Source organism: Candidatus Polarisedimenticolaceae bacterium (assembly GCA_036376135.1).
Lineage (GTDB): Bacteria > Acidobacteriota > Polarisedimenticolia > Polarisedimenticolales > DASRJG01 > DASVAW01.
This window is the reverse complement of sequence record DASVAW010000132.1, coordinates 17,321-41,959: the sequence shown is the minus strand read 5'-3', so window position 1 is coordinate 41,959 and position 24,639 is coordinate 17,321. Positions and strand designations below refer to the sequence as shown.

Here is a 24,639-nt window from a genome sequence, read left to right as displayed (position 1 = left end):
ATGGACACGCTCCTGAGCGTTTGCGTCGGGATCGGTCTCTCCGCCGCGTGCGGATTCCGCGTCTTTCTGCCGCTGCTCGGTCTCGGGCTGGCCGCCCGCGGCGGCTACCTCGAGATCGCGCCGACGTTCGGCTGGGTCGCGAACGACGCCGCGCTCCTCGCGCTCGCCGTCGCGACGATCCTCGAGATCGGCGCCTATTACGTCCCGTGGCTCGACCACCTGCTCGACGCGGCCGCGAGCCCGATGGCGGTCGCGGCGGGCGTGATCGCCTCGGCGTCGGTCCTCACCGACGTCGATCCGTGGCTGCGCTGGACCCTCGCGGCGATCGCCGGGGGCGGCACGGCGGGGGCGGTCCAGGCCCTGACGGTCGGAACGCGCAAGCTCTCGTTGTTCACGACCGCGGGGATCGCGAACCCGCTGGTCTCCACGCTCGAACTGGGAGGGTCCCTACTCATGACGCTGCTCGCCGTTCTCGTCCCCCTGCTCGCCTTGTTCGTGATCGGCATCTTCGCCGGGATCTTCCTGCTCGTGTTCCGCGCCAGGCGAGCGAGGAGCCGCGCTTGAGCCGTCCCCTCCTCATGATCCCGGGACCGATCGAGATCTCCCCCGCGGTTCTCGAGGCGTTCTCGCAGCCTCCGCCGGGGCACCTCGAGGCGCGCGTCGTCGAGGCGTTCGGGAGCGCGCTCGAGCGGATGCGCCGCGTGTGGCTCGCCGGCGGCTCCGCGCAGCCGTTCGTGGTCGCCGGGTCGGGGACGACGGCGATGGACATGGCCGCCGCCAACCTCGTCGGCCGCGGCGATCGCGTGGTCGTCGTGAAGACCGGGTACTTCTCGGACCGGATGGAGGAGATGCTCCGGCGACTCGGGGCGACGATCGACGCGATCGACGCGGAGCCGGGCGACGCGCCGTCCCCCGAGGCGGTCGCGGAGCGCCTCGACGCCGGGCCGAAGGCGAAGGCCCTGTTCGCGACCCACGTCGACACGTCGACCGGGGTGCGCGTCGACCCCGCGCCGCTCGCCGCCCTCGCCCGCGCGCGCGAGGTGCTGTCGGTCTTCGACGGCGTGTGCGCGACCGGGGCGGAGCGGTTCGAGATGGAGGCCTGGGGGGCGGACGTCTACCTCACCGCCTCCCAGAAGGCGATCGGGCTTCCGCCGGGGCTCGCGCTGCTCGTCGCATCCGAGCGGGCGCTCGCCGCCCGGGAGGGGCTCGCGGCGGCGCCGCCGATGAGCCTCGACTGGCTCCAGTGGCGGCCGATCATGCAGGCCTACGAGGCACGCAGGCCGTCGTATTTCGCCACCCCGGCGACGAATCTCGTGATGGCGCTGGACACCGGCCTCGGCGAAATGCTCGCCGGGGGGATCGAGGAGCGGTTCGCGGCGCACGAGCGGGCGGCCGAGCGCATGCGGCGTGCATGGGACGACCTGGGTCTCCGGCCGGTCCCGGTCCGGCGGGAGCTTCTGGCCTGGACGCTGAGCGCGTTGTGGTTCCCCGACGGCGTCGACGCCGCGCTCGTCGGGCGCATCCTTCGGGAGGGGGTGATCGTGGCGGGCGGGCTGCACCCCGCGATCCGCACCCGGTACTTCCGGGTCGGGCACATGGGGTACGCGGCGACGCGGCCGGAGATGCTCGATCGAACGGTGGACGCCGTCCGGCGCGGGCTGGCCGCGAAGCCGTAACCCTCGGATTCGCTTGGGGTTGTAGCGGTCTGCTAGGATGCTTCGTTCGTCCGGCAGCATCGCCTTATCGAGGGTTTTCCCGTGATCAGCGACCTCCGACACGTACGCAACATCGGCATCAGCGCGCACATCGACTCGGGGAAGACGACGCTCACCGAGCGCATCCTCTTCTACACCCAGCGCATCCGCGTCATCCACGACGTCAAGGGCAAGGACGGCGTGGGCGCGAAGATGGACTCGATGGACCTCGAGCGCGAGCGCGGCATCACGATCCAGTCCGCCGCGACCCACGTGACGTGGAAGAGCCACCACATCAACATCATCGACACTCCGGGTCACGTCGACTTCACGATCGAGGTCGAGCGCTCCCTGAGGGTGCTCGACGGCGCGATCCTCGTCCTCGACTCCGTCGCGGGCGTGCAGTCGCAGACGATGACCGTCGACCGCCAGATGCGCCGGTACAACGTGCCGCGCCTGGCGTTCGTGAACAAGATGGACCGCTCGGGGGCGAACCCCTTCAAGGTGACCGAGCAGCTCCGCGAGAAACTCAAGCAGAACGCGGTGATGCTCCAGATCCCGATCGGCGCCGAGGCCGCCTTCCAGGGCGTCGTCGACCTGATCGAGATGAAGGCCCTGTACTTCGACGGGGACAACGGCGAGAGGATCCGCGCCGAGGAGATCCCCGCGGAGCTGCGCGACGAGGCCGAGTCCCGCCGCGCCGAGCTGCTCGACGCGGTGTCGCTTTTCTCGGACGAGCTGATGGAGGCCGCCCTCGAGGACAAGGCCACCCCCGAGATGATCCGCGACGCCGTGCGCAAGGCGACGATCGCCCGCGAGATCGTGCCGGTCTTCTGCGGCTCCGCCTACAAGAACAAGGGCGTGCAGCCGCTGCTCGACGCCGTGACCCACTTCCTCCCGGACCCGACCGAGGTCGTGAACGAGGCCCTCGACCTCGAGAAGAACGAGGAGCGGGTCGTCCTGAAGTCCGATCCGGGGCTGCCTTTCGTCGGCCTCGCGTTCAAGCTGGACGAGACGCGTTTCGGCCAGCTGACGTACATCCGCGTGTACCAGGGCGTGCTCAAGCGCGGCGACTCGATCCTCAACGCGCGCACCGACAAGGAAGTCCGCGTCGGCCGGCTGATCCGCATGCACTCCGACGAGATGGAGGACATCGAGTCCTCGCACTCGGGGGACATCGTCGCGTTGTTCGGGATCGACTGCGCCTCGGGCGACACCTTCTGCGACCCGAAGATCCGCTTCGCGATGACCTCGATGCACGTCCCCGCGCCGGTCATCCACCTCACGATCAAGCCCAAGGACAAGAAGGCCCAGGCCAACGTCGCGAAGGCGCTCAACCGCTTCGTGAAGGAGGACCCGACTTTCCACTCGCGCGTCGACGAGGAGTCCGGCGAGACGGTCATCTCGGGAATGGGCGAGCTGCACCTCGACGTCTACGTCGAGCGCATGAAGCGCGAATACGGCGCCGAGGTCGAGACCGGCGCGCCGCAGGTCGCCTACCGCGAGGCCGCGACCCGCAGGGCGGAATTCAACTACACCCACAAGAAACAGACGGGTGGCTCCGGCCAGTACGGCCGCGTCGCCGGGTACGTCGAGCCGATGGCCGAGGGGGACTTCGAGTTCGTCGACGAGATCTTCGGCGGCTCGATTCCCCGCGAGTACATCCCTTCGGTCGAGAAGGGCTTCAAGTCGATGATGAAGAAGGGCCGCCTGATCGGCTTTCCCGTCACCGGCTTCCGCGTCGTCATCAACGACGGCGCCGCCCACGCGGTCGACTCCTCGGACAACGCCTTCCAGGCCGCCGCGCGCGGCGCCTTCCGCGAGGTCTACGATCGTGCGAAGCCGACGATCCTCGAGCCGATCATGAAGGTCGCGATCGAGGGCCCGACGGAGTTCCAGGGCGCTTTCGTCCGCACCGTGATGCAGCGGCGCGGGGTGATCGTCGGGACGACCGAGGCCGAGGGCTTCGTGCGCGTCGAGGCGGACGTTCCCCTCGCCGAGATGTTCGGCTACTCGACCGACCTGCGGTCGTCCTCGCAGGGGAAGGCGGAGTACACGATGGAGTTCGCGCGGTACTCCCCGGTCCCGAAGGAAGTCGAGGCGGAACTGATCAAGAAGTACGGCACCGGCAAGGTCGAAGACGAAGAGTAGGCAGGAGAGAACGACGATGCATCTCAACGAGCTGGCCGAGCGCAGCGCCCTGCGCATCTTCGAGCAGTCGATCCACGGCGGCCTCGGACCCGGGAACCTCGGGGTGGTGGTCGCCCGCCACGGCATCGGGAAGTCGGCGTTCCTGGTCGGGGTCGCCCTCGACGACCTGTTCCGCGGCCGGAAGGTCCTGCACGTCGCGATCGGCAAGACGATCGACCACGTGCGCGAGTTCTACGACGAGGTCTTCATGGATCTCGCCAACTCCGCGAAGCTCGAGGACGCTCCGCGCGTGCGTCGCGAGATGGAGCGGCAGCGCCACATCAAGTGCTACCTCGCGGGGACCTACACGACCGACAAGCTCCGCGACCACATCAAGATGCTCCGCGACGTCCTCGACTTCGTCCCCGCGGCGCTGATCGTCGAGGGGTTCGACTTCGACAACGCGACGCCGGCGACGCTCGGCGAGATCCGCTCGATCGCGAAGGACCTCAAGGCCGAGTGCTGGATGTCGGCGACGACGCACCGCGAGTCGCCGCGCGACGAGAAGGGCGTTCCGGCGCCGGTCGCCGCGGTCAAGGACGAGTTCGACGTCATCGTGACGATGGCGCACGACGGCAAGGCCGTGCACCTCAAGCTCCTCAAGGATCACGACAATCCCGAGGTCTCGGACGTGCACCTCGCGCTCGACCCGACCACGATGCTGCTCGTGAAGGAATAGCCCGCAGCACCGACCCACGGGAGGCCACCCGATGAGCAAGACCCGGTCGAGCTTCCTCAAGCGGCAGAAGGAAGTCGCCCGCCAGGCGCGGCAGAAGGAAAAGCAGGCCCGCCGCCTCGAGGCGAAGGCGAAGAAGGCCGAGGACGGGACCGAACCGGACGCGGAGGTCGAGGTCGAGGACCCCGATCTCGCCGGGATCGTGCTCGGCCCGCAGCCCACCCCCGCCGACGAGGACGAAGTCGAGGACGAAACCGAGCCCGAGGCCTGACGCGACGGCGCGACGCCGGTCCCGTCACGGGCAGGCGAGCGGAGACGCGGCGATCTCCGCATCGCGCGAGGCCGCCTGGCCGAACGCGCCGTCCTCGTCGTACGTCCCCTGACCACCGCAGCCCACGCCGCGGACGAGATACCAGAGCCCCCCGCCCACCGGGGTCGCGGTGGCGTCCTGCGTCGACGTCGTGACGAGGTCGTTCGCGACACACGCCTCCACCGCCGCCGTGAAGTTCCCCGAGGAGCTCCGCAACTCGGAGAGGTCGCCGCGCACCGCGTCGTAGGCGCTCGCGCAGCCGACGCCCGACCACGAGAGGTTCGCGGTGTCGGCCGCGGCCTTCGCCAGCTGCAAGGTCGGGGTTTGCTCGTCGCCGTCCGCGCAGGACGAGGACGACGTCGCGATCTCCGCGTCCCGCGAGCCGGATTGGGAGTCGACCCCGTACTCGTCGTAGGTCCCCGCGCCCAGGCAGCCGACGCCGCGGACGAGGTACCAGGAGCCGCCGCTCGTCGGCACCGCCGATTCCTCGACGGCCACCGCCTTCAGGTCGTTGGCCACGCACCGCTCGACCGCCGCGCCGAAGCTCCCACCGCCGCCCCGCAGCGTGGCGAGGGAGCCCTGAACGAGATCGTGTGAAACGGCGCACGCGAGACCGTCCCAATGCCAGCGCACATCGCTCCCGACGAGACGCGTCACCGTCAGCTGCGGCGTGAAGTCGCAGCCGGAGAGGCAGCGATAGGAGGCGACGTAGGCGGTGGGCTCGGCGGGCGCGGGAACGGTGTGCTCCGCCGCGCCGCCGTCCGACCACGACTCGAACTCCCACGACGCACCGGCCGCCGACTGGAGCGACGGGGCCGTCAGGGTCCGGGGGAAGTTCACGACCGACGACTTCACGAAGGGGGCGGGCTGGAAGCGCTGGTCGATCCCGAGATCCAGACCCGCCCCCGCGGGGACCGTCTCCGCGGTCAGGGTCGTGAGATTCGGGTGGAGGTCGACCCGGGATTCGTGCGAGAGCGCGCCCGGGCTCCCGAGGGGCGCGCCGGAGTCGGTCACCCGGAGCAGGATCCGGAAGAAGACGTCGTCGGCGTCCTCGCCGGACGTGGGGATCTCGAAGCTGCCGGAGGTGGCGCCGGTGACGGGCCCCAGGAACGGGTGCGTGTGTCCGCCGTGGTGGAACACCACGGTCCATGCGTATGCCGACGGAGGCAGGGCACCGTCCTCGGGGTCGGTGGCCGAGCCCGAATAGGAGATGGTGTCCCCCGCGTCGTAACGTGCGCCGTCGGGCGGGGTGACGATCGTTCCGGCCGGAGCGCGATTCCCCACCACGATGCGCACCGGCGGCGCCTGGTCCGCCGAGTTCGCCGTGCCGCGTCCGTCGTCCACGGTCAGCACCACCTGCCGGACCCCGTTGGTCGTGTAGGTCTTCTGCGGGGCCGCTTCGGAGCTCGACGTGGAGTCGCCGAACTCCCAGGCGTACGCGAGCGGATCCTGGTCCGGGTCGTTCGACGCCGTGCCGTCGAACTGCACCGTGAGCGGGGCCAATCCGGAGTTCGGCGCGGCGAAGGCCACCGCGTGCGGCTGGCCGTTCGAGCCGCCGACGTGGCAGACCTCGCGGACGCCCTCGACGATGCTCACCCAGGTGAGGCAGCCCGCCGGCGAGACGGCGAGGTCGACCACGGCGGTCGCGTCGGGAAGGAAGGTCTCGATCTCGGTCAGCGTCCCGTCCGCCGCGATGCGAGCGCGGCGTACCCAGTTCCCGCCGTAGTCTCCGAAGAAGTACTTCCCGTGGTAGTCGGGGGGGAAAGCGGTCGCTCGGTAGACCGGGCCGCTGATGACCGAGTCCCCCTCCACCGGCGGCGTCTGCCCGTTGTGGCCGTACGCGTAGATCGGCTTCACATCGGCGGTCGGGGGAGGATCGCACGAGGCGAACGTGCTCGTCGCCTCGAGACACGGCCAGCCGTAGTCGCTTCCTGGGATTCCGGCGTTGATCTCCTCCCAGCGCGCCTCGCCGACGTCGCCGATGTAGAAGGTGCCCGTATCCGGATCGACCGAGGTGCGGAACGGGTTGCGCAGGCCGTACGCCCAGATCTCGGGGCGCACGCCCGCCTGCCCGACGAACGGATTGTCCGCGGGGATCGTTCCGTCCCGGTGGATGCGGAGGATCTTGCCCCGGAGGTCGGACAGGTCGCGCGCGGCGGGTACGGGATAAGCGTCCGTGTCGTTGTCCCCCATGGCGATCAAGAGGGTCCCGTCGTTCCCGAAGCGGAGCGCGCCGCCCTGGTGGTTGTTCGCGCCGAGTCGGGGACCCTGCAGGAGCGTCTGCTCTTCGACGAGCACTCCACCGGTCTCGCGGTAGCGCGCCACGCGGTTGTAGGCGCCGGCCTGCGTCTCCGGAATGTGGCACGCCGAGCCCGACTGCCCGGCGACGCGCGTGTAATAGAGGTACACGTATCGGGACGCACCGCCCGGCTCGTCGTAGTCGGGGTCCACCGCGATGCCCAGCACGCCGCGTTCGCCGGTGCTGTCGACGCAGGGGATCGTCAGCGCGGTCGACACGCCGCCGGTCGCCGCGTGCCAGCGCCGCACGCGTGCCTGGCCGACGGCGGTCCCGTCCCCCTTCTCGATGACGAACATCACGCCGCCGTCGGGCTCGAAGGCGATGCCGACGGGGGACGGAGCGCCGCCTTCAGCGTCCACGCCCACCAGTGCGCGGTCTTCGAATCCGGGCGGGGGGGTGGCTGCGCGGGCTCCCGACGGCAGGAGGTCCTCCGCGAGGGTCGCGAGCACGAGGAACGCGGAGTACGGGGCGCGGGACAAAGGGTCATCCTCCGGGGCGGCCGGCTGTCCTATACGGGCAAGGACCGGGACGGCGCTACCGGAACGGGTGATAATCGCGTGACAAGGGCCGGAACAGCCGGCGAGATTACAGCGCCCGACCCACCGTCCCCCCGGCCGCCGACGCCGACCCGAAGGACGGCGCCGACGACGAAGGGCCCGAGGCCTAGGGCTTCACCTTGAGGTCATTGTTGACGGAGCGGATCCCGGGGCTCGAGCGGACCGTCACCGCGGCCATGAGCCAGTCGGCCTGATTCGCCACGGTTCCCGTGAGCCTCGCCGCGCCGTTCTTGACGTCGACGGAGACGTCCTTGAACGCGGCCTTCTCCGCGAGGGCCGCCTTCGCGTCCGTCACGGCGTCGGCATCCCGCACCTCGACGGCCTTCTGGTCCTTCGAGGGAACCACCTGCAGGGCGTTGTCCACCTTCTTCACGCCCGACACCTTCCACACCTCGGCCTCCGCCGCCGCTTTGGAACCTTCCGTCGGGACGACGCCGAAAAGCGTCACCACGCCGTCGTCGGTGTCCACGTTGATGTCCATCGCCGGCGTGTCGCCGTCGGCGAGCAGCCGCGCCTTGGACGAGGTGGTGATCCACATGTCCAAGAAGGTCGAGCCCGTGCCGGTGCTCGGGGCGGGGGCCTTCTGCGCGGCCTCCTCTTCCATCCGGATCTCCCGATCCGACAACACCTCGGGGCTCTTCACCTCGCTGGCGACGCGGTTCACGCCCTCGACGCGGGTCGCGACCCGGACGGCGCGCAGATGGGCCGACAGGCTCGAGGCCTTCCCGTCGAGCAGGACGACGCCGTTGTTCACCGACGCGACGCGGACCTGACTGTCCTTCAGGGCCGCATCGGAGTCCAGCGCGAGCTTCACGCGATCGGCGACGACCGCATCCTCGAACTTCACGGACTTCTTCTTCGTGCCGGGAACGACCTGCACCAGGTTGCGCACCCCCAGGACGCCTTCGATTCGCTTTGCGATTTCCTCCGCGCGCGTCCGCTCGGCGGCCGTTTCGACCTTGCCGTGCAGGGTCACCCGCCCGTTGAAGGTGTCCACGTTGATGCTGGTTCCCGAGACGTCCTCGGCGGTGTAGAGAGCGAGCTTGGTCTTCGTCGTGATCCACGGGTCGGGGCGGTACGGTTGTTTCGTATCCGCGGCGACCGCCAGGGTCCCGGTCATCACAGCGATCGTTCCGAGTTTCAAGAACACGTTCATGGCCGCACCTCATGGGAAATGGCAATCGCGGGGGGCGCACGGAGACCCCGAAGACGAGTGCCGGCCGGTGGGCATGATCGGCGGGGCGGTTCGGCCCGGCCATGGGGCGAATCCCTACCGCGGAGGCCTCAGGAGCGCGTCGCCAGCGCGCGCCTCAACGCCCGGACCTCGTCGAGGACCTCCCGCGCCGCCGCGACGTCGTCGACGGCGCTGGACTCGGCGACCGGGTCTTCGGGATCCCCGAGCCCCGCGTCCTTGAGACGCCGCAGCCGCTCGAGGATCGCGTCGCGCACGGCCTCCGCGTTGTCGACGCCGCGCAGGTACCCCTCGTGGAGCGACGGCCCGGCCTCGTGCGAGTCCGCCGACCGCGATCCGCCGCCCCCCGCCGTCTCGACGACCACGTCGGCGAGGCCGAGCAGGCGCTGCAGCGGCCCCTGGCGCACCGACACGTTCTGGACGTTGCCGAAGGTGAGGGTCATCTCGCGCACGGTGACGATCCCCTCGCGGATGCGCAGGCTCCGGTCGGTCGTCACGTACCAGCGCATCTCGTAGTCCAGGCGCACCGCGGCGAACGTGAACGGCATCTGCACGAGGAGGAAGCCGACGCCGGCGATCTCGAAGATCTCGAACAGGGTCTGCGCCGTGTCGAAGTGGCGGGCGATGAAGGCCCGGTCCGGTTCCGCCTCGAGCTTCGCCTTCGCCTTGGCCGCGCCCCTTTCCATCGCCTCGCCGACGGAGACGAGCACGACGACCGCGCCGACCACGGCGCCGAGCTGGCGGATCGCCCACAACACGAGCTTGTACCGATAGTAGTTGCGCCCCGCGCGAAAGACCTTGACGCTCCCCGGCGAGCCCGAGGGGGCGTGCGGCTCCGGCGGCACCTTCAGCAGGCGGAGGAGAACCGCCTTCAGGCTCTCATACACGGTCGGCGCCTCCTTCGAGGCGCGCGCGGATGGCGCGCAGCTCGGAGGCGATCTCCTTCAGGATCGGCGCGATGGCTTCGGCGTGCGATGTGTCCGGGTGGGCCGGCGCGGACACCCCGCCGGACCTGAACCCGCGCATCTTCGAGTAGATGAAGTCGCGGACCCGCTCGTACTGCAGGATCCCCTCCAGCGTCATCTCGGCCTTCGAGCTTCCCGACGCCGTCTGGATCTGGATCCTGGCCAGGCCCAGCCACCGCTCCACGAAGTTGCTGACGAGGTGGATGTCCTGGATGCGCGCGTAGGTCAGGTGGATCTCGCGGCGGAAGAGGATCCCCCAGCGCATGGAGATCCCCTCGTCGTCGAACCGGAATCGCATCGTGTGGTACCGGAAGTAGTTCGGGACGATCAGGATGAAGAACAGCGGCCCGGTCAGCAGGCACGAGAGCACGTAATACGTCAGCAGCTTCGGATCGGGACGCTCGATGTCGAAGATCACGGTCGCCTCCGGACCCACGAGAATACCGCCCAAACGTTCACGCCGATCGCGCCGAGCTGACCGAGCACCGACGTCCAGAGAATCGCCGGCGTCGGGTCGAGGCCCATGCCGGAGGAAGGAACGAGGAGCACGTGCCCGGCGACGACGACCGTGACGGCGAGCCACCCGAAGCGTCGTGCCGCCGTGGTCCCCCCGGCGACGAGCAGGCTGAGCAGCCACGTCGTCCCGACGTTCCCGTACCCGCCGCCGACGAACGGTCCGGCGAACGAGGCGAGGTTGAGGATCGCCAGCCACATCGCGGCGAGGCGCAGGCGCCCGGCGCCCTGCGTGGGGAGCCCGACCGCCCGGCCGACCCATCCGGCCCATGCCGCGAGCCCCGCGAGGAGCAGCGCGTAGAGCTGCGCGACGCGTTTCGCGGCCTGGACGTCGATCGCTTCGACCCCGAGCAGGTTGAGTTTCTTCGCGAGGCCGTAGATCGAGAAATTCAACGGGATCGTGCGCAGCTTCTCCGTCATCGGGAACGCCGAGCCGTCGGCGAGCTGCGGCATCTCGTCGCGGACGAACTGGACGAAGAGGTCGGGGCCGTAGACCGCGGCGGTGAACGCCGCGATCGCGATCCCCGCTCCGGCGATCCACGCGACGAGCCTCCATCGGCGCGTCGCGACGACGTGCACGACGAGCATCGCCGGGAACATCTTCGCCCCCGTCGCCCACGCGAGCATCGCCGATCCGGGGAGCGGGCGGGACTGCGCCCAGGCGAGCCCGAGCAGGGCGGCCGGGATCGCGGTGATCTGGAAGTTCCCCATCTGCAGCGCCCACGCGGTCTGCGGGGATGCGCCCACGAGCGCCGCGGCGAGCGCCACGTCGCGTCCGGTCTCCCCGCCGATCCAGCGCGCGAGCAGGAGCAGCGCCGCGAGCAGCACCAGCGCCTGGATCGCGAACCACACCCGCCGGAACTCGAAGAAATCGGTCGCCACCAGACGCACCGCGCCCGGGAGCAGGAGGAAGGGCGGCGGGTAGTGGTACATGTCGACCGTGAGCGGGCCGATCCGCCGGGGGACGCCGCCGGGGCGGTAGAGGTTCGCGTCATACAGGTCCGGGCGCCCTTCGGCGGCCAGACGCGCCGCCTCCGCGTAGGCGGTGAGGCAGCAGTGCTCCACGCGGAACGGGTCCCCGGGGTGGGCCGAGAACTCCGGACGCGCGACGTCGTCCATGTAGACGCTGACACGGCCCACCTGGACCACCGCCAAGGCGAAGGCGATCGCCCACACCGCTCCCGCCAGCGGGTGGCGCGCGACGCGCGACCAGGGAATCTCGAGGAGCTCGCGCCGCCGCCAGCCGATCAGGGCCGAGAGAAGGAGCGTCGACGCGATCCCGACGGGGACCGGAACGCCGACGCCGTGCAGGCCGACGACGAGCGGAGGGGCGAGGCAGAGGAAGAGGGCCGGAAGCATGAGGACCGGATCATACGCGGCCCGAGCGGCCTACAATCCACGCGATTGCCGGGAGGTCCCATGTACGCCCTCGTCGTCCTGCTTGCCGCCGCCGCGTCCACCGCGGCTCCCGCCCTCGCTCCCCTCGACTTCCTCGCGGGGTCCTGCTTCCTTGGGACCTTCGCCGACGGGAAGACGAAGGACCTCGTCTGTTACGAGCCGATGCTGGGCGGGAAGTTCCTCCGCAGCCGCCACCGCGTCATCGACGGCGCGGGGCCGTACTCCGGCGAGACGATCCTCGGCCACGACAAGGCCTCCGGGAAACTCGAGTTCACCTACTTCAACAGCCTCGGGAGCACGATGCGCGGAACGATCGAGCCGACGGCCGACGGGCTGCGGTTCCCCGACGAGAAAGCGGGCGACAGGGTGCTGCGGAGCACGTGGACCCGGACGGCCGACGGCTACGTCGCCACCACGGAGAAGCGCGAGGGCGACGCGTGGCAACCGTTCATGAAGATCGAGTTCGTCCGGCAGGGGCCGGCGTCGGGCTGGACGGAATGAGGGTGCGCACCGTTTCGGCTCGCCGATAATCCGCCGATGGCCCACGTTCTTCCCTCCATCCTCTTCGTCCTCGCCGTGATCGCCGCGGTCGCCTGGGCCGGGCGCCGCCTCGAGTTCCCCGTCCCCGTCCTTCTCGCGGTCGCGGGGTTCGCCTGGTCGCTGTTCCCGGGACTGGCCGCGCCGGAGATCGAGCCCGGGATCGTGCTGGCGGTGTTCCTCCCGCCCCTGCTGTACGCCGACGCGTGGAACGCCTCGTGGATCGACTTCCGTCGCTGGCTGCGGCCGATCCTCCAGCTCGCGATCGGGCTCGTCGCGTTCACGATCGTCACCGTCGGCGTCGTCGCCAAGATGCTGATGCCGGAGCTCCCCTGGGCGGCCTGTTTCCTCCTCGGCGCGATCGTGTCGCCGACCGACACCGTCGCGGTGCACGCGGTGCTCGAGCGCCTGAGGATCACACGGCGCGCGACGGCGATCCTCGGCGGCGAGAGCCTCGTCAACGACGCGACCGGCCTGCTCGGGGTGAGCCTCGCCACCGTCGTCGTCGCCTCCGGGATGTTCGAGGCGGGGGAGATCGGGATCCGCTTCGCAAGCATCGCGGGGCTGGGCGTCGCCGTCGGCGTCGCCGTCGGTCTCGGGGCGGCGTGGCTCAACTGCAGGGCCCGCGGAACCGAGATCCTGGTCACCCTCTCGCTCCTCGCGCCCTACGTCGCCTACTTCGTCGCCGAGACGGTCGGGGCGTCGGGGGTGCTCGCGGTCGTGATCGCGGGGTTCGTCGCGTCCTGGCGGGAACACGTGATCGCGCCGGAGAGCCGCGTCGAGTTGTACGCCGTCTGGGGCCAGCTCGTTTTCCTGCTCAACGCCCTGATGTTCCTCTTCGTCGGCCTCGAGACCCCCCACCGCCTGAGCGACGCCCTGACGACGATGCCGGGGCTGATCGGCAGCGCCCTCATCGTGGCGCTCGTCGTGATCGCGTCGCGGTTCGCGTGGGTGTTCCCGGGCGCCTACGTGCCCCTGATCCTCTCCGAACGGCTGCGGCGCCTGGAGCAGGGTTATCCGCCGCCGCGCTACGTCCTCATCGCCGCTTGGTGCGGGGTGCGCGGCGCGGTCTCGCTGGCGGCGGCGCTGTCCATCCCGCCGCTGCTCGCGGACGGGACGCCGTTCCCCGGGCGGGAGCAGATCGTGGCGTGCACGCTCGTGGTGATCCTGGTGACCCTCGTCGGGCAGGGGCTGACCCTGGGGCCGCTGGTGCGCGCGCTCGGGGTCTCGGCCGAGGATCCGTCGGACGCCGAGGTGCGGGCCGCGCGCGAAGCGATGCTCGCCGCGGGAATCGCCCGCCTCGACGCCTACTGCACGGAGGAAAGCTGTCCGATCGCGGTGTATCGCCTCCGCGACGCGATGAGCGACGAGCTGGCGACGCTGAAGGACACCGACGCGACCGAAAGGACGCGCGCGGAACGGCGCCTCGCGGTCGCCGCCGACGTGCGCCGCGAGGTCTACCGGGCCCAGGCCGCCGAGCTGTTGCGTCTTCGCGACGGCGGGGCGCTCAACGACCGGGCCCACCAGCAGCTCCAGATGGAGCTGGATCGCGCGAATCACGGCTGAGTCGGGCGCTGCGGACGAGGTCCGCGCTGAAGAGGGCGAGCGCCGTCCAGATGCACGCGAACGCGACGCCGTGGGCCGCGGTGAACGGTTCGTCGTAGACGAACACGCCGAGGAGGAACGTCAGGCTCGGCGCGAGGTACTGGCACAGTCCCACCCACGAGAACGGCAGGCGTCTGGCGGCTCCCGCGAACCAGATCAGCGGGATCGCCGTGACGAAGCCCGCGCAGGCGAGGAGGATGGAGGTGGAGGGGCCGGCCGCGACGAATGCCCCTCTCCCCGCCAGACCGAGCCAGACCAGGAACCCGCACGCGACCGGGAAGAGCAGCGTCGTCTCGACGAACAACGCGCCCATCGAGTCGACGGCGACGCCCCGGCGAAGGAGTCCGTAGACGCCGAAGGACAACGCGAGGGTGAGCGCGATCCAGGGGAAGCGGCCCAGCGAAACGGTCAACCAGAACGTCCCGGCGGCGGCGAGCAGCACCGCGATCGCCTGGGGGCGGGTCAGCCGCTCGCGGAGGAACACGAGACCGAGCAGCACGTTGACGAGCGGGTTGATGTAGTAGCCGAGACTCGTGTCGAGGATGCGGCCGCTCGTCACGCCGTAGATGAAGGTCAGCCAGTTGACCGAGACGAGGACCGCGGTGACGGCGAGGGTGCCGAGCGTGCGCCTCGAGACGATCGCGGCGCGCACCCCGGTCCAGGTCCCCACGCTGGACAGCAGCGCCGCGAGGAACGGCACCGACCACACGACGCGATGGGCGAGGATGTCGAGGGGGGCGACATGGCGGATCGCCTTGAAGTAGAGGGGCGCGAACCCCCAGAACCCGAATGCCGCGAGCGCGAGCGCCAGACCCCGCCGCCGCTCCGCGTCCATGGTGGGCACGCCGGCAGTGTGGCGGCGGGGGTGGCGTCAGGCAAGTGGCTCGAGCGTTTCGTCCTCCGGGCGGCGGAACGGGACGACGCGACCCGCCTGCGCGTCGTCGGGGCCCTCGAGGAGCCGGAGGAGTCGCCGCGCCTCGACCGACCACCCGGAAAGCGTATCGGGGTCGGGGCGCGGCTCCTCCACGGGGCGTTTCATCGCGCGGACGCGGCGAGCGCGACCACCGCCCCCGCGGCCGATCCGCGACGCGCGACCGCCGCCGGGGGGGTCGCCAACCGGAAGGACGTGCTCGCGCTCGACGACGAGACGACGTAACCCACGAGCGCCAGCGTTCCCGAGTCGTCGTCGACGAAGAGGACCGTCGGCGCCGAATCGGCGGCCGCTTCGCTCGCGCCGCGACGGCTCACGAACATCCCCACCGCCCGCCCGTCGATCGAGATCCGATGGAAGCTCGCGACCGGGGAGAGCGCGCGGACGTCGCACACCGTGAGCTCGCCCCCTTCGTGCAGGGAGCCGTCCGGGAGTCGGATCGGGGCCGCGACGGCCGCCGTCACGCACGGCGTCTCGGCCGCAGTGGCCAGCGACGCGAAGGCGACGGCGCCGGCGGTGACGAGGAAAACGATCCACAGGAGACGACGCATCGTGTTCATGTTGACCTCCAGCCCACGCCCTTCCTCCGCAAAGACGATTCCCGAGCCCCGATCGTCGACCGATTGCGGCGAAAAGGACTGGAGGTGCGCGCGGATCGGCCGCGGGCGCGGTTCAACCCGGGACAAGAGGCCATGTCTCGATAACGAGACAAACGAACCGGTATTGCAAAACAAGATTAGTGTTGTCAGACAGTTAAGCGACAGACGCGCGTCTCTTCCCGATTTCGCAAAAACGAGACATATCGGACTCGGGGCGGAGTAGCATCGCCGCGTGGATCGGTACCAACCCCGTCGGATCCTCGGAGAAGGAGGGGCGGGAAAGGTCTGGCTCGTCGAGGACTCGCGTCGCGCGGGCGCCTGGGTTGCGCTCAAGGAGCCGGGCGGCGTGGGCGAGGACCGCGTCCGCCACGAGCAGGCGCTGCGGAAGGAGTTCGCGACCCTCGCGACCCTCCGTCACCCCGGCATCGTCGAGGTGCACGAGTTCCACGACGCCCCGGACGGGACCCCGCGATTCACCCTCGAGTTCGTGCGCGGCTGCGAATTCGTCGAGGCCGTGCGCCGCGAGGGACCGTCGATCCTCCCGCGACTGCTCGTCGAGGCGCTGAGAGCCCTCGCGTTCCTTCACGACTTCGGACTGGTCCACCGCGATCTGAAGCCCGCGAACCTGCTCGTGCGCGATCGTCCCAGGCTCGGGTTCCGCCTCGTCGTGGTCGATTTCGGCCTCGCTCTGGCGGAAGAGGACGAGGCGGCGGAGGCGTACCGCGCGCGAGGCACCCTTCCCTATCTGGCTCCCGAGCTCTTCGAGGGAGGGCGCGCCGACGCGCGCAGCGATCTCTACGCGCTCGGCGTCGTCGCGCACGAGGCGGTGTTCGGCGCACCTCCGTTCCTTCCCGGGGAGGACGGGATCGGGGCTTTCGCGCGTGCGGTGCGGTCGGCGCCGCGCAAGCTCGCGGAGCTCCCGCCGGGATTCGATCCGCGACTCTCCCCGTGGCTGGCCGGGCTGCTCGCCGCCGATCCCCGCCAACGGCCGGGGAGTGCCGCGCAGGCGCTCGCCGCGCTGGACGGGGCCCTCGGCCTGCGCGAGCCGAAGGAAACCGCGGTCACCCGGGCGGCGCGGATGGCCTCGGGAGCGCCCGCGGGGCGCGAGCCGGAGATCGAGCGACTGCGCGCCTGGCTCGATCCCGCCCCGGGTCCGCGCGTCGCGCTCGTGACCGGCGGCGCCGGGGCCGGGAAGACGCGCGTGCTGCGGTGGCTCGAAGCCGCGGCGATCCAGCGCGGCGTCGCGGTGCGCACCACGGTCGACGACGTGCGGACTCCGGGCCTGCTGCTCCTCGACGACACCGAAGCCTCCGCGGCGGCGGCCGCCGCGCGCATCGACCGGATCGCCCGCGATCCCGGCGAGCCCGCGGTTCGCGTCGTCGCGGCGCTGCGCCCCCGCGAGGTGCGTGCCTCCTCCCTGCGCCGCCTGCTCGCCGACGCGGGGACGATCGGCGGCGTCGAGCGGCTCGACCTCGTTCCTCTGGACGAGTCCGGGGTGCGCGCCCTCGCGGAGCGGGCTCTCGGCGGAGAGGTCGCGGACGAGCGCGTCGCGTGGCTCCTCGATGCGTCGGAGGGAAACGCGGCCGCGGCCGTCGAGCTGCTCGTCGACGCCGCGTGGGAGCGCGGGGCGTCGCGGGAGACGGTCGCGCGGATCGCCGAGGGGCGCCTGTCGCCGCTGACCCCGGCGGCGCGAGCCTGGCTCGAAGCGCTCGCGGTCCTCGGGGGCGAGGCGGAGTTCGACGCCGTGGCGACCCTCGCGCGCCTCGATCGGCCCGCCGCCCGTCAGGCGGCGGAGGAGGTCGTCGCGTCGGGGCTGGTGTCGGGCTCGGGCGGGGGCTGGCGCGCCACCTCGCGCGGGCTCGTGGAGCGGGTGCTCGGAACCATGGACCCGGATACCCGTGCCTCGCGACACCGGGAGGCGGTGACGCTCGCCGGCGACGGGGCCGACCCGTGGCTGCTCTACCGGCTGTGGAACGGCGCGGGGGAGCCGACGAAGGCCGCCGGGTTCGCGACGCGGGCCGCGCAGGCCGCCGAGGCGGGAGGCGATCCGGGGGAGGCCGCGGTCCGCTACGGGCGGGCGCTCGTCGCGATGCGCCGGGCGCGGGAGGGGCGCTCGGAGCTCTGGATCCGGCGCGCCGGAGCGCTCGCGTCGGCGGGGCAACACGATCGGGCCGCGACGGCGTACGCCCACGCCGCGCGTCACGCGCGCGAGGCGTCCCTCCGCGATCGCGCGCTCGCACGGAGGGCCTGCGCGCTCGCGCAGGCCGGTCGATTCGACGCCGCGCTCGCCCTCGCGGGGGCCCTCGCCGCGGGGGGGGACGCGCTCGCCGCCGCCCACGCCCTCCGCGCCCGCGGGATCGCGCTCGGTCGCCTGGGTCGGGAGGCCGAGGCGATCCCCGTGCTGCGCGAGGCGGGAGAACGGATGCGAGAGCTGGGGGAGGCCGACGCCGCGGCCGAGGTCGCGCATGCGCTCGCGACGTGCCGCCTGCGCGCGGGGGATCCCGAGGCGCAGCGCGATCTCGAGGCGGCGATCGCGGCGTGCCTGCGCGCGGGCGGGCGCGAGCGGGAGTCCGACGCGCTCAAGGCGCGCATCGGACTCGCGGTGCTCGACTGGCGGGAAGGCCGGCTCGATCCCGCGCGACGCACCCTCGAGGAGGTGCGGGATCAGGCGACGGCGCAGGGGCACCTCGACCTGGTCGAAGCGTGCCTGTCGCGCCTCTCCGCGATCGCGATCGACGACGGCCGCCTCGACGTCGCGATGCGCCTGGCGGGCCGGGCGGTCGACCTCGCCGCGCGCCTGGGCGATCCGAATCTCGCGCTGGTGGGCCGGTGCAACCTCGCCGACGCGAAGATCCGCTGCGGTCGGGCGGCGGAAGCGGCCGCCGACCTTCGCGACGCGTTGTCCCTACCCCTCGGCCGCGTCGAGCCGGAGAACGTCGACTACGCGCGGATGCTCCTCGTCGATGCGTCCATCGAGACGGGTGCCGCGGCTCCCGCGGTGCTCGAGGCGGCGCTCGAGGACGTCCTCGCCCGCTGTCGCGAGCGGCGCAAACCGCGCCCGTGGCTGATGGCGCTGACGATCGAGATGGAGCGGCGGGCGGCGACGACCGCCGAGGACGCGGCCGGGATGGAGGCGGAGTTCCTGGCGGTCGAAGCCCACGGCGGCACCCCCACGCGCGAGATCCGCATCCGCGCCGCGCTGGCGCTCGCGCGCTCGGCGGCGTCGCGCGGCGACGCGGCCGGCGCTCGCGCCAAGGCCGCGGCGGCGCGCGCGATCGCCGCGGAAGCGGGATACCCCGCGTTCGAGGCGCGGGCGTGCGCGGCGCTGGGCGCCGTCGTCGAGGGGCGCGAGCTCCTCGCCCGCGCGGCCGCGCGCATCCAGGACCCGGCCGTGCGCGCCACCTTCGAGGCACGACCCGTGTACGCGGGGCTGCGTCCGGAAGCCGAGGCCGGCGCCCCGGGCGGACGTCTCGAAACGCTCTATTCGATGATCCGCGTCCTCAACTCCGAGAACGATCCCGACGCGCTGCTCGAGTCGATCCTCGACATGGCGCTGCGCACGGTCGAGGCCGAGCGGGGTCTCGTGCTCCTGCGGGAGGACCGCGAGGGGCCGGAGGCGGGGACGTTCGTCGTCCACGCGTCGCGCGATCTGGACGCCGAGACGGCCCGCGACGCCGAGAGCTACAGCCTCGGAATCGTCTCGCAGGCGGGGCAGGGTCGGTCGATCGTGGCCCTCGACGCGGGGCGCGACGAGCGTTTCCGCGACCTTCGCAGCGTGAGCCTCTACGGCATCCGCTCCCTGATGTGCGTGCCCCTGCGCGCGCGCGGCCGGATCCTGGGCACCGTCTACCTCGACAGCCGCCGAGGAGGCCGCGCGTTCACGCCGGAGGATCTCCGCTTCGTCGAGGCGTTCGCCGATCACGCGGGGCTCGCGGTCGAGAACGCGCGGATGCGCCAGCGACTCGAGTGGCACAACCGCCAGCTCCAGGCGGCCGCGGAGGCGGCGACCGGCCACGGGAGCCTCGTGGGGCGCTCGCCCGCGATGCGCGCGGTGTTCTCCCTGGTCGAGAAGATCGCGGCGAGCGAGCTGCCGGTGCTGATCCGCGGGGAGAGCGGCACGGGCAAGGACCTCGTCGCCCGGGCGATCCACTTCCAGGGGCCGCGCCGGCGCCGGCCGTTCCTCTCGGAGAACTGCGCGGCGATTCCCGAGTCGCTGCTCGAGAGCGAGTTGTTCGGTCACGTGCGTGGGGCGTTCACGGGCGCCGACCGCGCGCGCGAAGGGCTGTTCGAGCGGGCCGACGGCGGGACGTTGTTCCTCGACGAGGTCGGCGACATGCCCCCGCCGATGCAGGCGAAGCTGCTGCGCGTGCTCGAGGACGGACTCGTCCGCCCCGTCGGCGGCGAGAAGGCGATCCCCGTGAACGTCCGGGTGGTCACCGCCACGCACCGCGATCTCGGCGGCGAGATCCGCGCGGGGCGCTTCCGACAGGACCTCCTCTACCGCCTGCAGGTCCTGACGATCGAGCTGCCGCCGCTTCGCGATCGGCCCGGGGACGTGGCGCTGCTCGTCGCGTCCTTCCTCGAGCGGATCGCGCGGGAGCGCGGGCGGAAGGCCACGCCGATCGACGACGCGGCGCTCGCGATCCTGGAGCGGCACTCCTGGCCGGGGAACGTGCGCGAGCTTCAGAACGTGCTCCAGCGGCTCGATCTTCTCGCGGGCAACCGCGCGATCACGGCGGAGCTCGTCGCCTCGGATCCCTCGATCGGCGGGCGCGGCGAAGCGCCGTCGCGGCGCGCGGTCTTCTCCCTGCGCGCCGGGGAGAAGGCCGAGCTCGAGCGCGCGCTGCGCGCGGCCGACGGGAACCGGGTGAAAGCGGCGCGTCTTCTGGGGATCTCCCGCGCGACGCTTTACCGGAAGCTCGAGCGGCACGGCCTATAGGCTTCAATCCCTACTAACACAGTGGCAATTCATGAGGCGGGAGACACTTGCATTCCCGTTTTGTGGATACATGTTTCTTGCAGACAGCATAGTCAGTGTTTTCCGGAGGCCTAGGGATGTTGTAGCGGCGGGATCGACGCAGGAGGGCACGACGATGACGACGCAGACGGAACCCAGGGCGGCGATCGCCACCGCGATCGCGTGGCTTCTCGCAGGGACGATCGGTCTGGGCGGCGCGATCGCGGCCGCGACCTGGATCACCGCCGCGAACGACCCCGAGCCGACGCCGCTCGGCGCGGTCGTCGACGACGGAAGCCCGTTCTAGCGATCACGGGCAGGGGGTCGCGTTCGGACGCGGGCTGCCGTTGCTGCGCATCCCGAGCGTTCCCTCGCCGCCGGCGTTCTCGCCGGTGACGAGGTAGAAGGCCGTCGCGCCGCCGACCGGGAGCGTCGCGTCGGACAGCGAAGTCGCGGCGAGATCGCACCACCGCGCGGCGAGCGGGTTCGACCCCGGCGCCTGCGTGTAGACGTCGGTCCCCTTCAGGACCGCGAGATCGCCGCGGTAGACGTTCCAGGCCGCGAACCCGGTCTCGGCCTGCCAGTCGAGCCCGTCGTCGCGATGCGCCGTGAACGTGACGATCCCGTCGTCGAGGTCGCAAACATCCCCCTCGAGGTCGGCGTCGACGTCGCTCTGCGCGGGGTTGAAGGCGCCGGCGCAGTTGTCCCCGGGGAGCGGAGCGGGTCCGCGTGCGAGCGTCGCCATCGTGTCCTCGAGCCAGGTCGAGCCGTCGTCGGCGACGAACAGCCATCCTTGCCAGCCCGCGGGACGGTCCGGCAGGAGCGCGACGATCGTCCCGGTGTCGGTGTCGACGGCCAGCGTGTCCCCCTCGCGCAGGTCGATGCAGCCGCAGGCGCCGGGATCGACGTAGATCGCCATCGGCTTGCGATAGGCGGCGACGCCTCCGTCGATCCAGTCCCGGTTCGTCGCGTCCCACCAGCCGAGACCGTTCGTGCCCGCGCCGTCCCAGACGACGACCTGGAGGTACGCGTTCGCGGGCTGCGTCGGCAGCGTGCTCGAGGCACCCGTCGCGTCCTTCGCCGCGAAGGGCAGGCGCGAGGCCGACGCGTGCGACTCGTCGACGCGATCGCCGTCGGCGTCGGGGTCGCAGGCATCACCCTTCCCGTCGAGGTCGAGGTCCGCCTGCGCGGGGTTGGCGTCGAAGGCGCAGTTGTCGAGCGCGTCGGTCACGCCGTCGGCATCGTCGTCGGCGTCGACGTCGTCGAGCACCCCGTCGTCGTCGCGGTCCCGCGGGCATTCGCAGGCACCGACGTCGACGATCGCGGTTCCGTCGTAGTTCCCGTCGACGATGCGGGGGTGGCCCTCGACGTCGGCCTCCCGGCGCAGCAACGCCGCGTTCACGCCGGCGTCGACGCAGCGGGAGTCCGGTTCGAGGTGGTAGACCGCCCCCGCGACGTCGTGCAGCTGGGGATCCATCACCCTGTCGGTGGGGCCGGGCTGCAGGTTCACGAAGTTCGCCCCGCCGTTCCAGAGGACGTTCGAGAGGAGCGTGGGCGTCCAGGCTTCGGACCCGATCGTGCGGTAGATGCCCGAGGTGTTCGACGCGAAGACGTTGTTGGCGATCGTCAGCCGGTTGGAGAGCGGGGAGATCGCGAGCGCGCCCTGCTCCCCCGCGTAGACGTTCGTGGCCTCGTTTCCGACGAAGGTGTTGTTGACGATCGCCTGGTCGTCGTTCGGGGTCGCCGGCACGATCATGTAGATCGCGCCGCCGATGCCTCCCTGCCCGAATCCCGAGTAGTCCCAGGCGCGGTTGCTCTCGAAGAGGTTGTTCTCGACGCGCCCGGCGAAGCTCGAGCCCACGTACATCGCGCCGCCGGAGGCTCCGACGTTCGCGCGGAAGACGTTCGCATCGACGAGGTAGTCGAGGCATTCGAACAACTCGACCGCCCCCGTCGTCGGCCCGTTCACGAGGCCGCTCCAGTTGTACATCGTGTTGGACTCGATCACGTTGCCGGTCAGGCGCGGCGCGGAGGCGAAGGCGTAGAAGGCGGCGCCGTATTTCCCGTAGTTGTGGTGGATGCGGTTGTTCTCGACGAGCGGCCACGAGAGGTTGAACCACATCGCGCCGCCGGTGCCGGCGATCCCCAGGATCTCGTTGTCGGTGATCTCGTTGTTGCGGACCACGACGGTGCTCAGGAAGCCCGCGATCCCGCCCCCCGCCGGCGTGGGCGACATCGGATCGAACGGGGACCCCGTCGAGTTCCGGCGGATGACGTTGTTCTCGAGGAGCGGGCCCGAGACGAGGCTGTACACCCCGGCGCCCCGAGCGGTCGTGGCGACGACGTCCCAGAGATTCCCGCCGCTCCAGTGCCCGCCGTTCTGGATCGTGAACCCGTCGATCGTGCTCGCGAGGTAGCCGGCGTTTTCGCTGGTCACGACGGTCGGGGTGCCGCCGCCGTCGAGGATCGTCACGTTCGTCGCGGGATCACGCTGCACGAATGCGGTCTCGTTCCCCGCGAACCCGCCGTACAGCCAGGCGAAGGCGCCGACGGTGACGTGCTCGAGGTAGGTCCCCGCGGCGACCCAGACCTCCCCGGGCGCGTCCCTGGTCGCGGTGAGCGCGGCCTGCACCGTCCGCTTCGCGGTCGCCCAGCCGAGCCCGTCGAACGCGTCGTTTCCCGTAGGCTTCACGTGAAACCGGGCCCCCGTCACGTTCCACGGCGTTCCGTCCGACTCGTCGGCGCCGATGTCGACCGCGGCGCCGAGCGTGCGGGCCTGGCCGTCGAGGTCGGGCCAGCTCCCCTGGATCCACGTCGACGAGCCGGCGTTCACGCAGGGGGAGGACGGCTGGAGGCGCATCCCGCGCATCTTCCAGTTCGCGAGCTGGGGGTCGGCCGAGAGATTCCCGTTGCTCCCGGTCGCATCGTCCAGGCGGACGTAGTCCATGTCGAGCCCGTGGAGCTGGTTCCCCCACACGTCGTTCGCGACGATCGTCGCCTCCGTGTTCCCGACCGGGTTGCGCGAGAGACCCATGGTGTTGAACGCGACGACGTTGTTGGCGAGCTTCGGCGCGGTGTTCTCCCAGAAGACCCCGGCGCCGCTGTTGCCGACGATCGTGTTGTTGACCACGGTCGCGGAGGAGTGGATCGAGTTCATCAGCGCGATCCCGCCGCCGCGCCAGGCGCCGTTCGCGGCGATCACGTTGTTCACGATCGTGGGCTCGCTGTCCGCGCCGATCGGCTCGCCCGTCATGTCCGTCGCCGAGGCGAAGATGGCGCCGCCGCCCCAGTTCTGGTCCGAGCCTCCGTCGAGGATGTTGGCCGAGTTCGCGACGATCCAGTTGTTCGCGATCGTGGGGGAGGAGGACAGGGGCGCGGCTTCGTCCCCCGCGGCCCAGCAGACGATGCCGCCGCCGTTCTGGTTCGCGCGGTTGCGCGCGATGAAGTTCCAGCTGATCTCGGGGCTGGACCCGACGCACCCGATGCCGCCGCCGTCCCCCTCCGCTTCGTAGGAGAAGTTGTCGGTGATGACGTTGTGGGTGATCACGGGCTGGAGGTTTCGCACCGGGTCGAAGGCGTAGCTGAGGATCCCCGCGCCGGGGCCGCTCGTCAGGTTGAACTTGATCACGTTGTTCGCGATCACCGGCGCCGAGGCGGTCATCGCGATCCCGCCTCCGCCGTTGGAGTTCCCCCCGGTGATCACGAACCCGTCGATGCGCGTCTCGGGCCCCGCCCCACCGGTGATCGACACGACGACGCCCGCGTTGTCGCCGTGGAGCACCGTGGGGTTCGTCACGTAGTCGCGCTGGTCGCGCGACGTCTCGGTCCCGGCGAACCCGCCGTACAAGGCGACGTCGATCGCGTTCCCCGCGACGAGACGGTTGTGGATGCGCTGGTGGTAGAAGCCGGTCGCGACCCAGATCTCGTCGCCCGCCTGCGCGACGTCGATCGCGGCCTGGACCGTGGCCTTGGCTTGCTCCCAGTCGGCGCCGGAGTTTGCGTCGCTGCCGCCGGTTCGCACGTGGACGATCGCCGCGTGCGCGGAGGTGAAGAGCGCCAGCGCCAGCGCGCCGGCTGCCCCGCGGAACTTCCTGGACATGGCGTTCGCCCCCGTCGCGAGCGTCCATCGGGGCGAACGTCGCGCGACGCCGTGGGGCCGGGAGGGGCCGCTACGGCGCTCGTCGGGACCTCGCGTCGCTCACGCTAGCACTCCGGC

18 protein-coding genes are annotated in these 24,639 nt (G+C 71.2%); 9 read left to right on the top strand and 9 right to left on the bottom strand.

The genetic code is table 11. The annotated features are described in order from the left end of the window. The 5 genes from VF139_13785 to VF139_13765 all read left to right on the top strand — a co-directional run bounded on the left by VF139_13785 (nt 1) and on the right by VF139_13765 (nt 4,831). The gene (locus VF139_13785) at nt 1–564 is read left to right on the top strand and encodes a DUF4126 domain-containing protein (GenBank protein ID HEX6852463.1); all 564 of its coding nucleotides are present in this window, start codon (nt 1–3) and stop codon (nt 562–564) included. After that, the gene (locus VF139_13780) at nt 561–1,676 is read left to right on the top strand and encodes an aminotransferase class V-fold PLP-dependent enzyme (GenBank protein HEX6852462.1); all 1,116 of its coding nucleotides are present in this window, start codon (nt 561–563) and stop codon (nt 1,674–1,676) included. Before VF139_13785 ends, VF139_13780 begins: the two co-directional genes overlap by 4 nt. A gap of 81 nt (nt 1,677–1,757) precedes the next feature. Beyond that, nucleotides 1,758–3,845, top strand: a complete 2,088-nt coding sequence (fusA, locus tag VF139_13775) for an elongation factor G (GenBank protein ID HEX6852461.1) — start codon at nt 1,758–1,760, stop codon at nt 3,843–3,845. 16 nt (nt 3,846–3,861) lie between these two features. Next, a complete protein-coding gene (locus tag VF139_13770) occupies nt 3,862–4,563 on the top strand; it encodes a hypothetical protein (GenBank protein HEX6852460.1) in 702 nt (233 codons plus the stop codon). A gap of 31 nt (nt 4,564–4,594) precedes the next feature. After that, nucleotides 4,595–4,831: a hypothetical protein gene (locus VF139_13765; protein ID HEX6852459.1), complete on the top strand. Its 237-nt coding sequence runs from the start codon at nt 4,595–4,597 to the stop codon at nt 4,829–4,831. 24 nt (nt 4,832–4,855) lie between these two features. Here the strand turns inward: VF139_13765 and VF139_13760 are convergent, their stop codons facing one another. The 5 genes from VF139_13760 to VF139_13740 form a co-directional block, all read right to left on the bottom strand. After that, on the bottom strand, nt 4,856–7,648 hold the full coding sequence (locus tag VF139_13760) for a PQQ-dependent sugar dehydrogenase (GenBank protein HEX6852458.1): 2,793 nt from the start codon (nt 7,646–7,648) through the stop codon (nt 4,856–4,858). A 184-nt stretch (nt 7,649–7,832) separates the two neighbouring features. Continuing rightward, a complete protein-coding gene (locus VF139_13755; GenBank protein ID HEX6852457.1) occupies nt 7,833–8,882 on the bottom strand; it encodes a BON domain-containing protein in 1,050 nt (349 codons plus the stop codon). A gap of 128 nt (nt 8,883–9,010) precedes the next feature. Beyond that, a complete protein-coding gene (locus VF139_13750) occupies nt 9,011–9,805 on the bottom strand; it encodes a PH domain-containing protein (protein HEX6852456.1) in 795 nt (264 codons plus the stop codon). Next, nucleotides 9,798–10,301, bottom strand: coding sequence for a PH domain-containing protein (locus VF139_13745; GenBank protein ID HEX6852455.1), 504 nt, complete (start codon nt 10,299–10,301; stop codon nt 9,798–9,800). The genes VF139_13750 and VF139_13745 overlap by 8 nt, the downstream gene beginning before the upstream one ends. Next, nucleotides 10,298–11,755, bottom strand: a complete 1,458-nt coding sequence (locus VF139_13740; GenBank protein ID HEX6852454.1) for a glycosyltransferase 87 family protein — start codon at nt 11,753–11,755, stop codon at nt 10,298–10,300. The genes VF139_13745 and VF139_13740 overlap by 4 nt, the downstream gene beginning before the upstream one ends. 60 nt (nt 11,756–11,815) lie before the next feature. Between VF139_13740 and VF139_13735 the strand changes: the two genes are divergently transcribed. After that, nucleotides 11,816–12,295, top strand: a complete 480-nt coding sequence (locus VF139_13735; GenBank protein ID HEX6852453.1) for a hypothetical protein — start codon at nt 11,816–11,818, stop codon at nt 12,293–12,295. Between the two features lie 36 nt (nt 12,296–12,331). Then, nucleotides 12,332–13,897, top strand: a complete 1,566-nt coding sequence (locus VF139_13730; protein ID HEX6852452.1) for a Na+/H+ antiporter — start codon at nt 12,332–12,334, stop codon at nt 13,895–13,897. Here VF139_13730 and rarD read toward each other — a convergent pair. From rarD to VF139_13715, 3 genes are read right to left on the bottom strand one after another with little or no spacing between them, the layout of a single operon-like run. Continuing rightward, nucleotides 13,839–14,771, bottom strand: coding sequence for an EamA family transporter RarD (rarD, locus tag VF139_13725; GenBank protein ID HEX6852451.1), 933 nt, complete (start codon nt 14,769–14,771; stop codon nt 13,839–13,841). The genes VF139_13730 and rarD overlap by 59 nt on opposite strands. A gap of 36 nt (nt 14,772–14,807) precedes the next feature. Then, nucleotides 14,808–14,975, bottom strand: coding sequence for a hypothetical protein (locus VF139_13720; protein ID HEX6852450.1), 168 nt, complete (start codon nt 14,973–14,975; stop codon nt 14,808–14,810). Continuing rightward, nucleotides 14,972–15,427, bottom strand: a complete 456-nt coding sequence (locus tag VF139_13715; GenBank protein ID HEX6852449.1) for a hypothetical protein — start codon at nt 15,425–15,427, stop codon at nt 14,972–14,974. The genes VF139_13720 and VF139_13715 overlap by 4 nt, the downstream gene beginning before the upstream one ends. A gap of 271 nt (nt 15,428–15,698) precedes the next feature. Between VF139_13715 and VF139_13710 the strand changes: the two genes are divergently transcribed. Further along, a complete protein-coding gene (locus VF139_13710) occupies nt 15,699–20,405 on the top strand; it encodes a sigma 54-interacting transcriptional regulator (protein HEX6852448.1) in 4,707 nt (1,568 codons plus the stop codon). A 154-nt stretch (nt 20,406–20,559) separates the two neighbouring features. Continuing rightward, nucleotides 20,560–20,730: a hypothetical protein gene (locus VF139_13705; GenBank protein HEX6852447.1), complete on the top strand. Its 171-nt coding sequence runs from the start codon at nt 20,560–20,562 to the stop codon at nt 20,728–20,730. A 3-nt stretch (nt 20,731–20,733) separates the two neighbouring features. Here VF139_13705 and VF139_13700 read toward each other — a convergent pair whose 3' ends face one another. Beyond that, nucleotides 20,734–24,522 (bottom strand): right-handed parallel beta-helix repeat-containing protein, encoded by a 3,789-nt coding sequence (locus tag VF139_13700; GenBank protein HEX6852446.1) that lies wholly within the window; start codon nt 24,520–24,522, stop codon nt 20,734–20,736. Nucleotides 24,523–24,639: the final 117 nt, after the last annotated feature.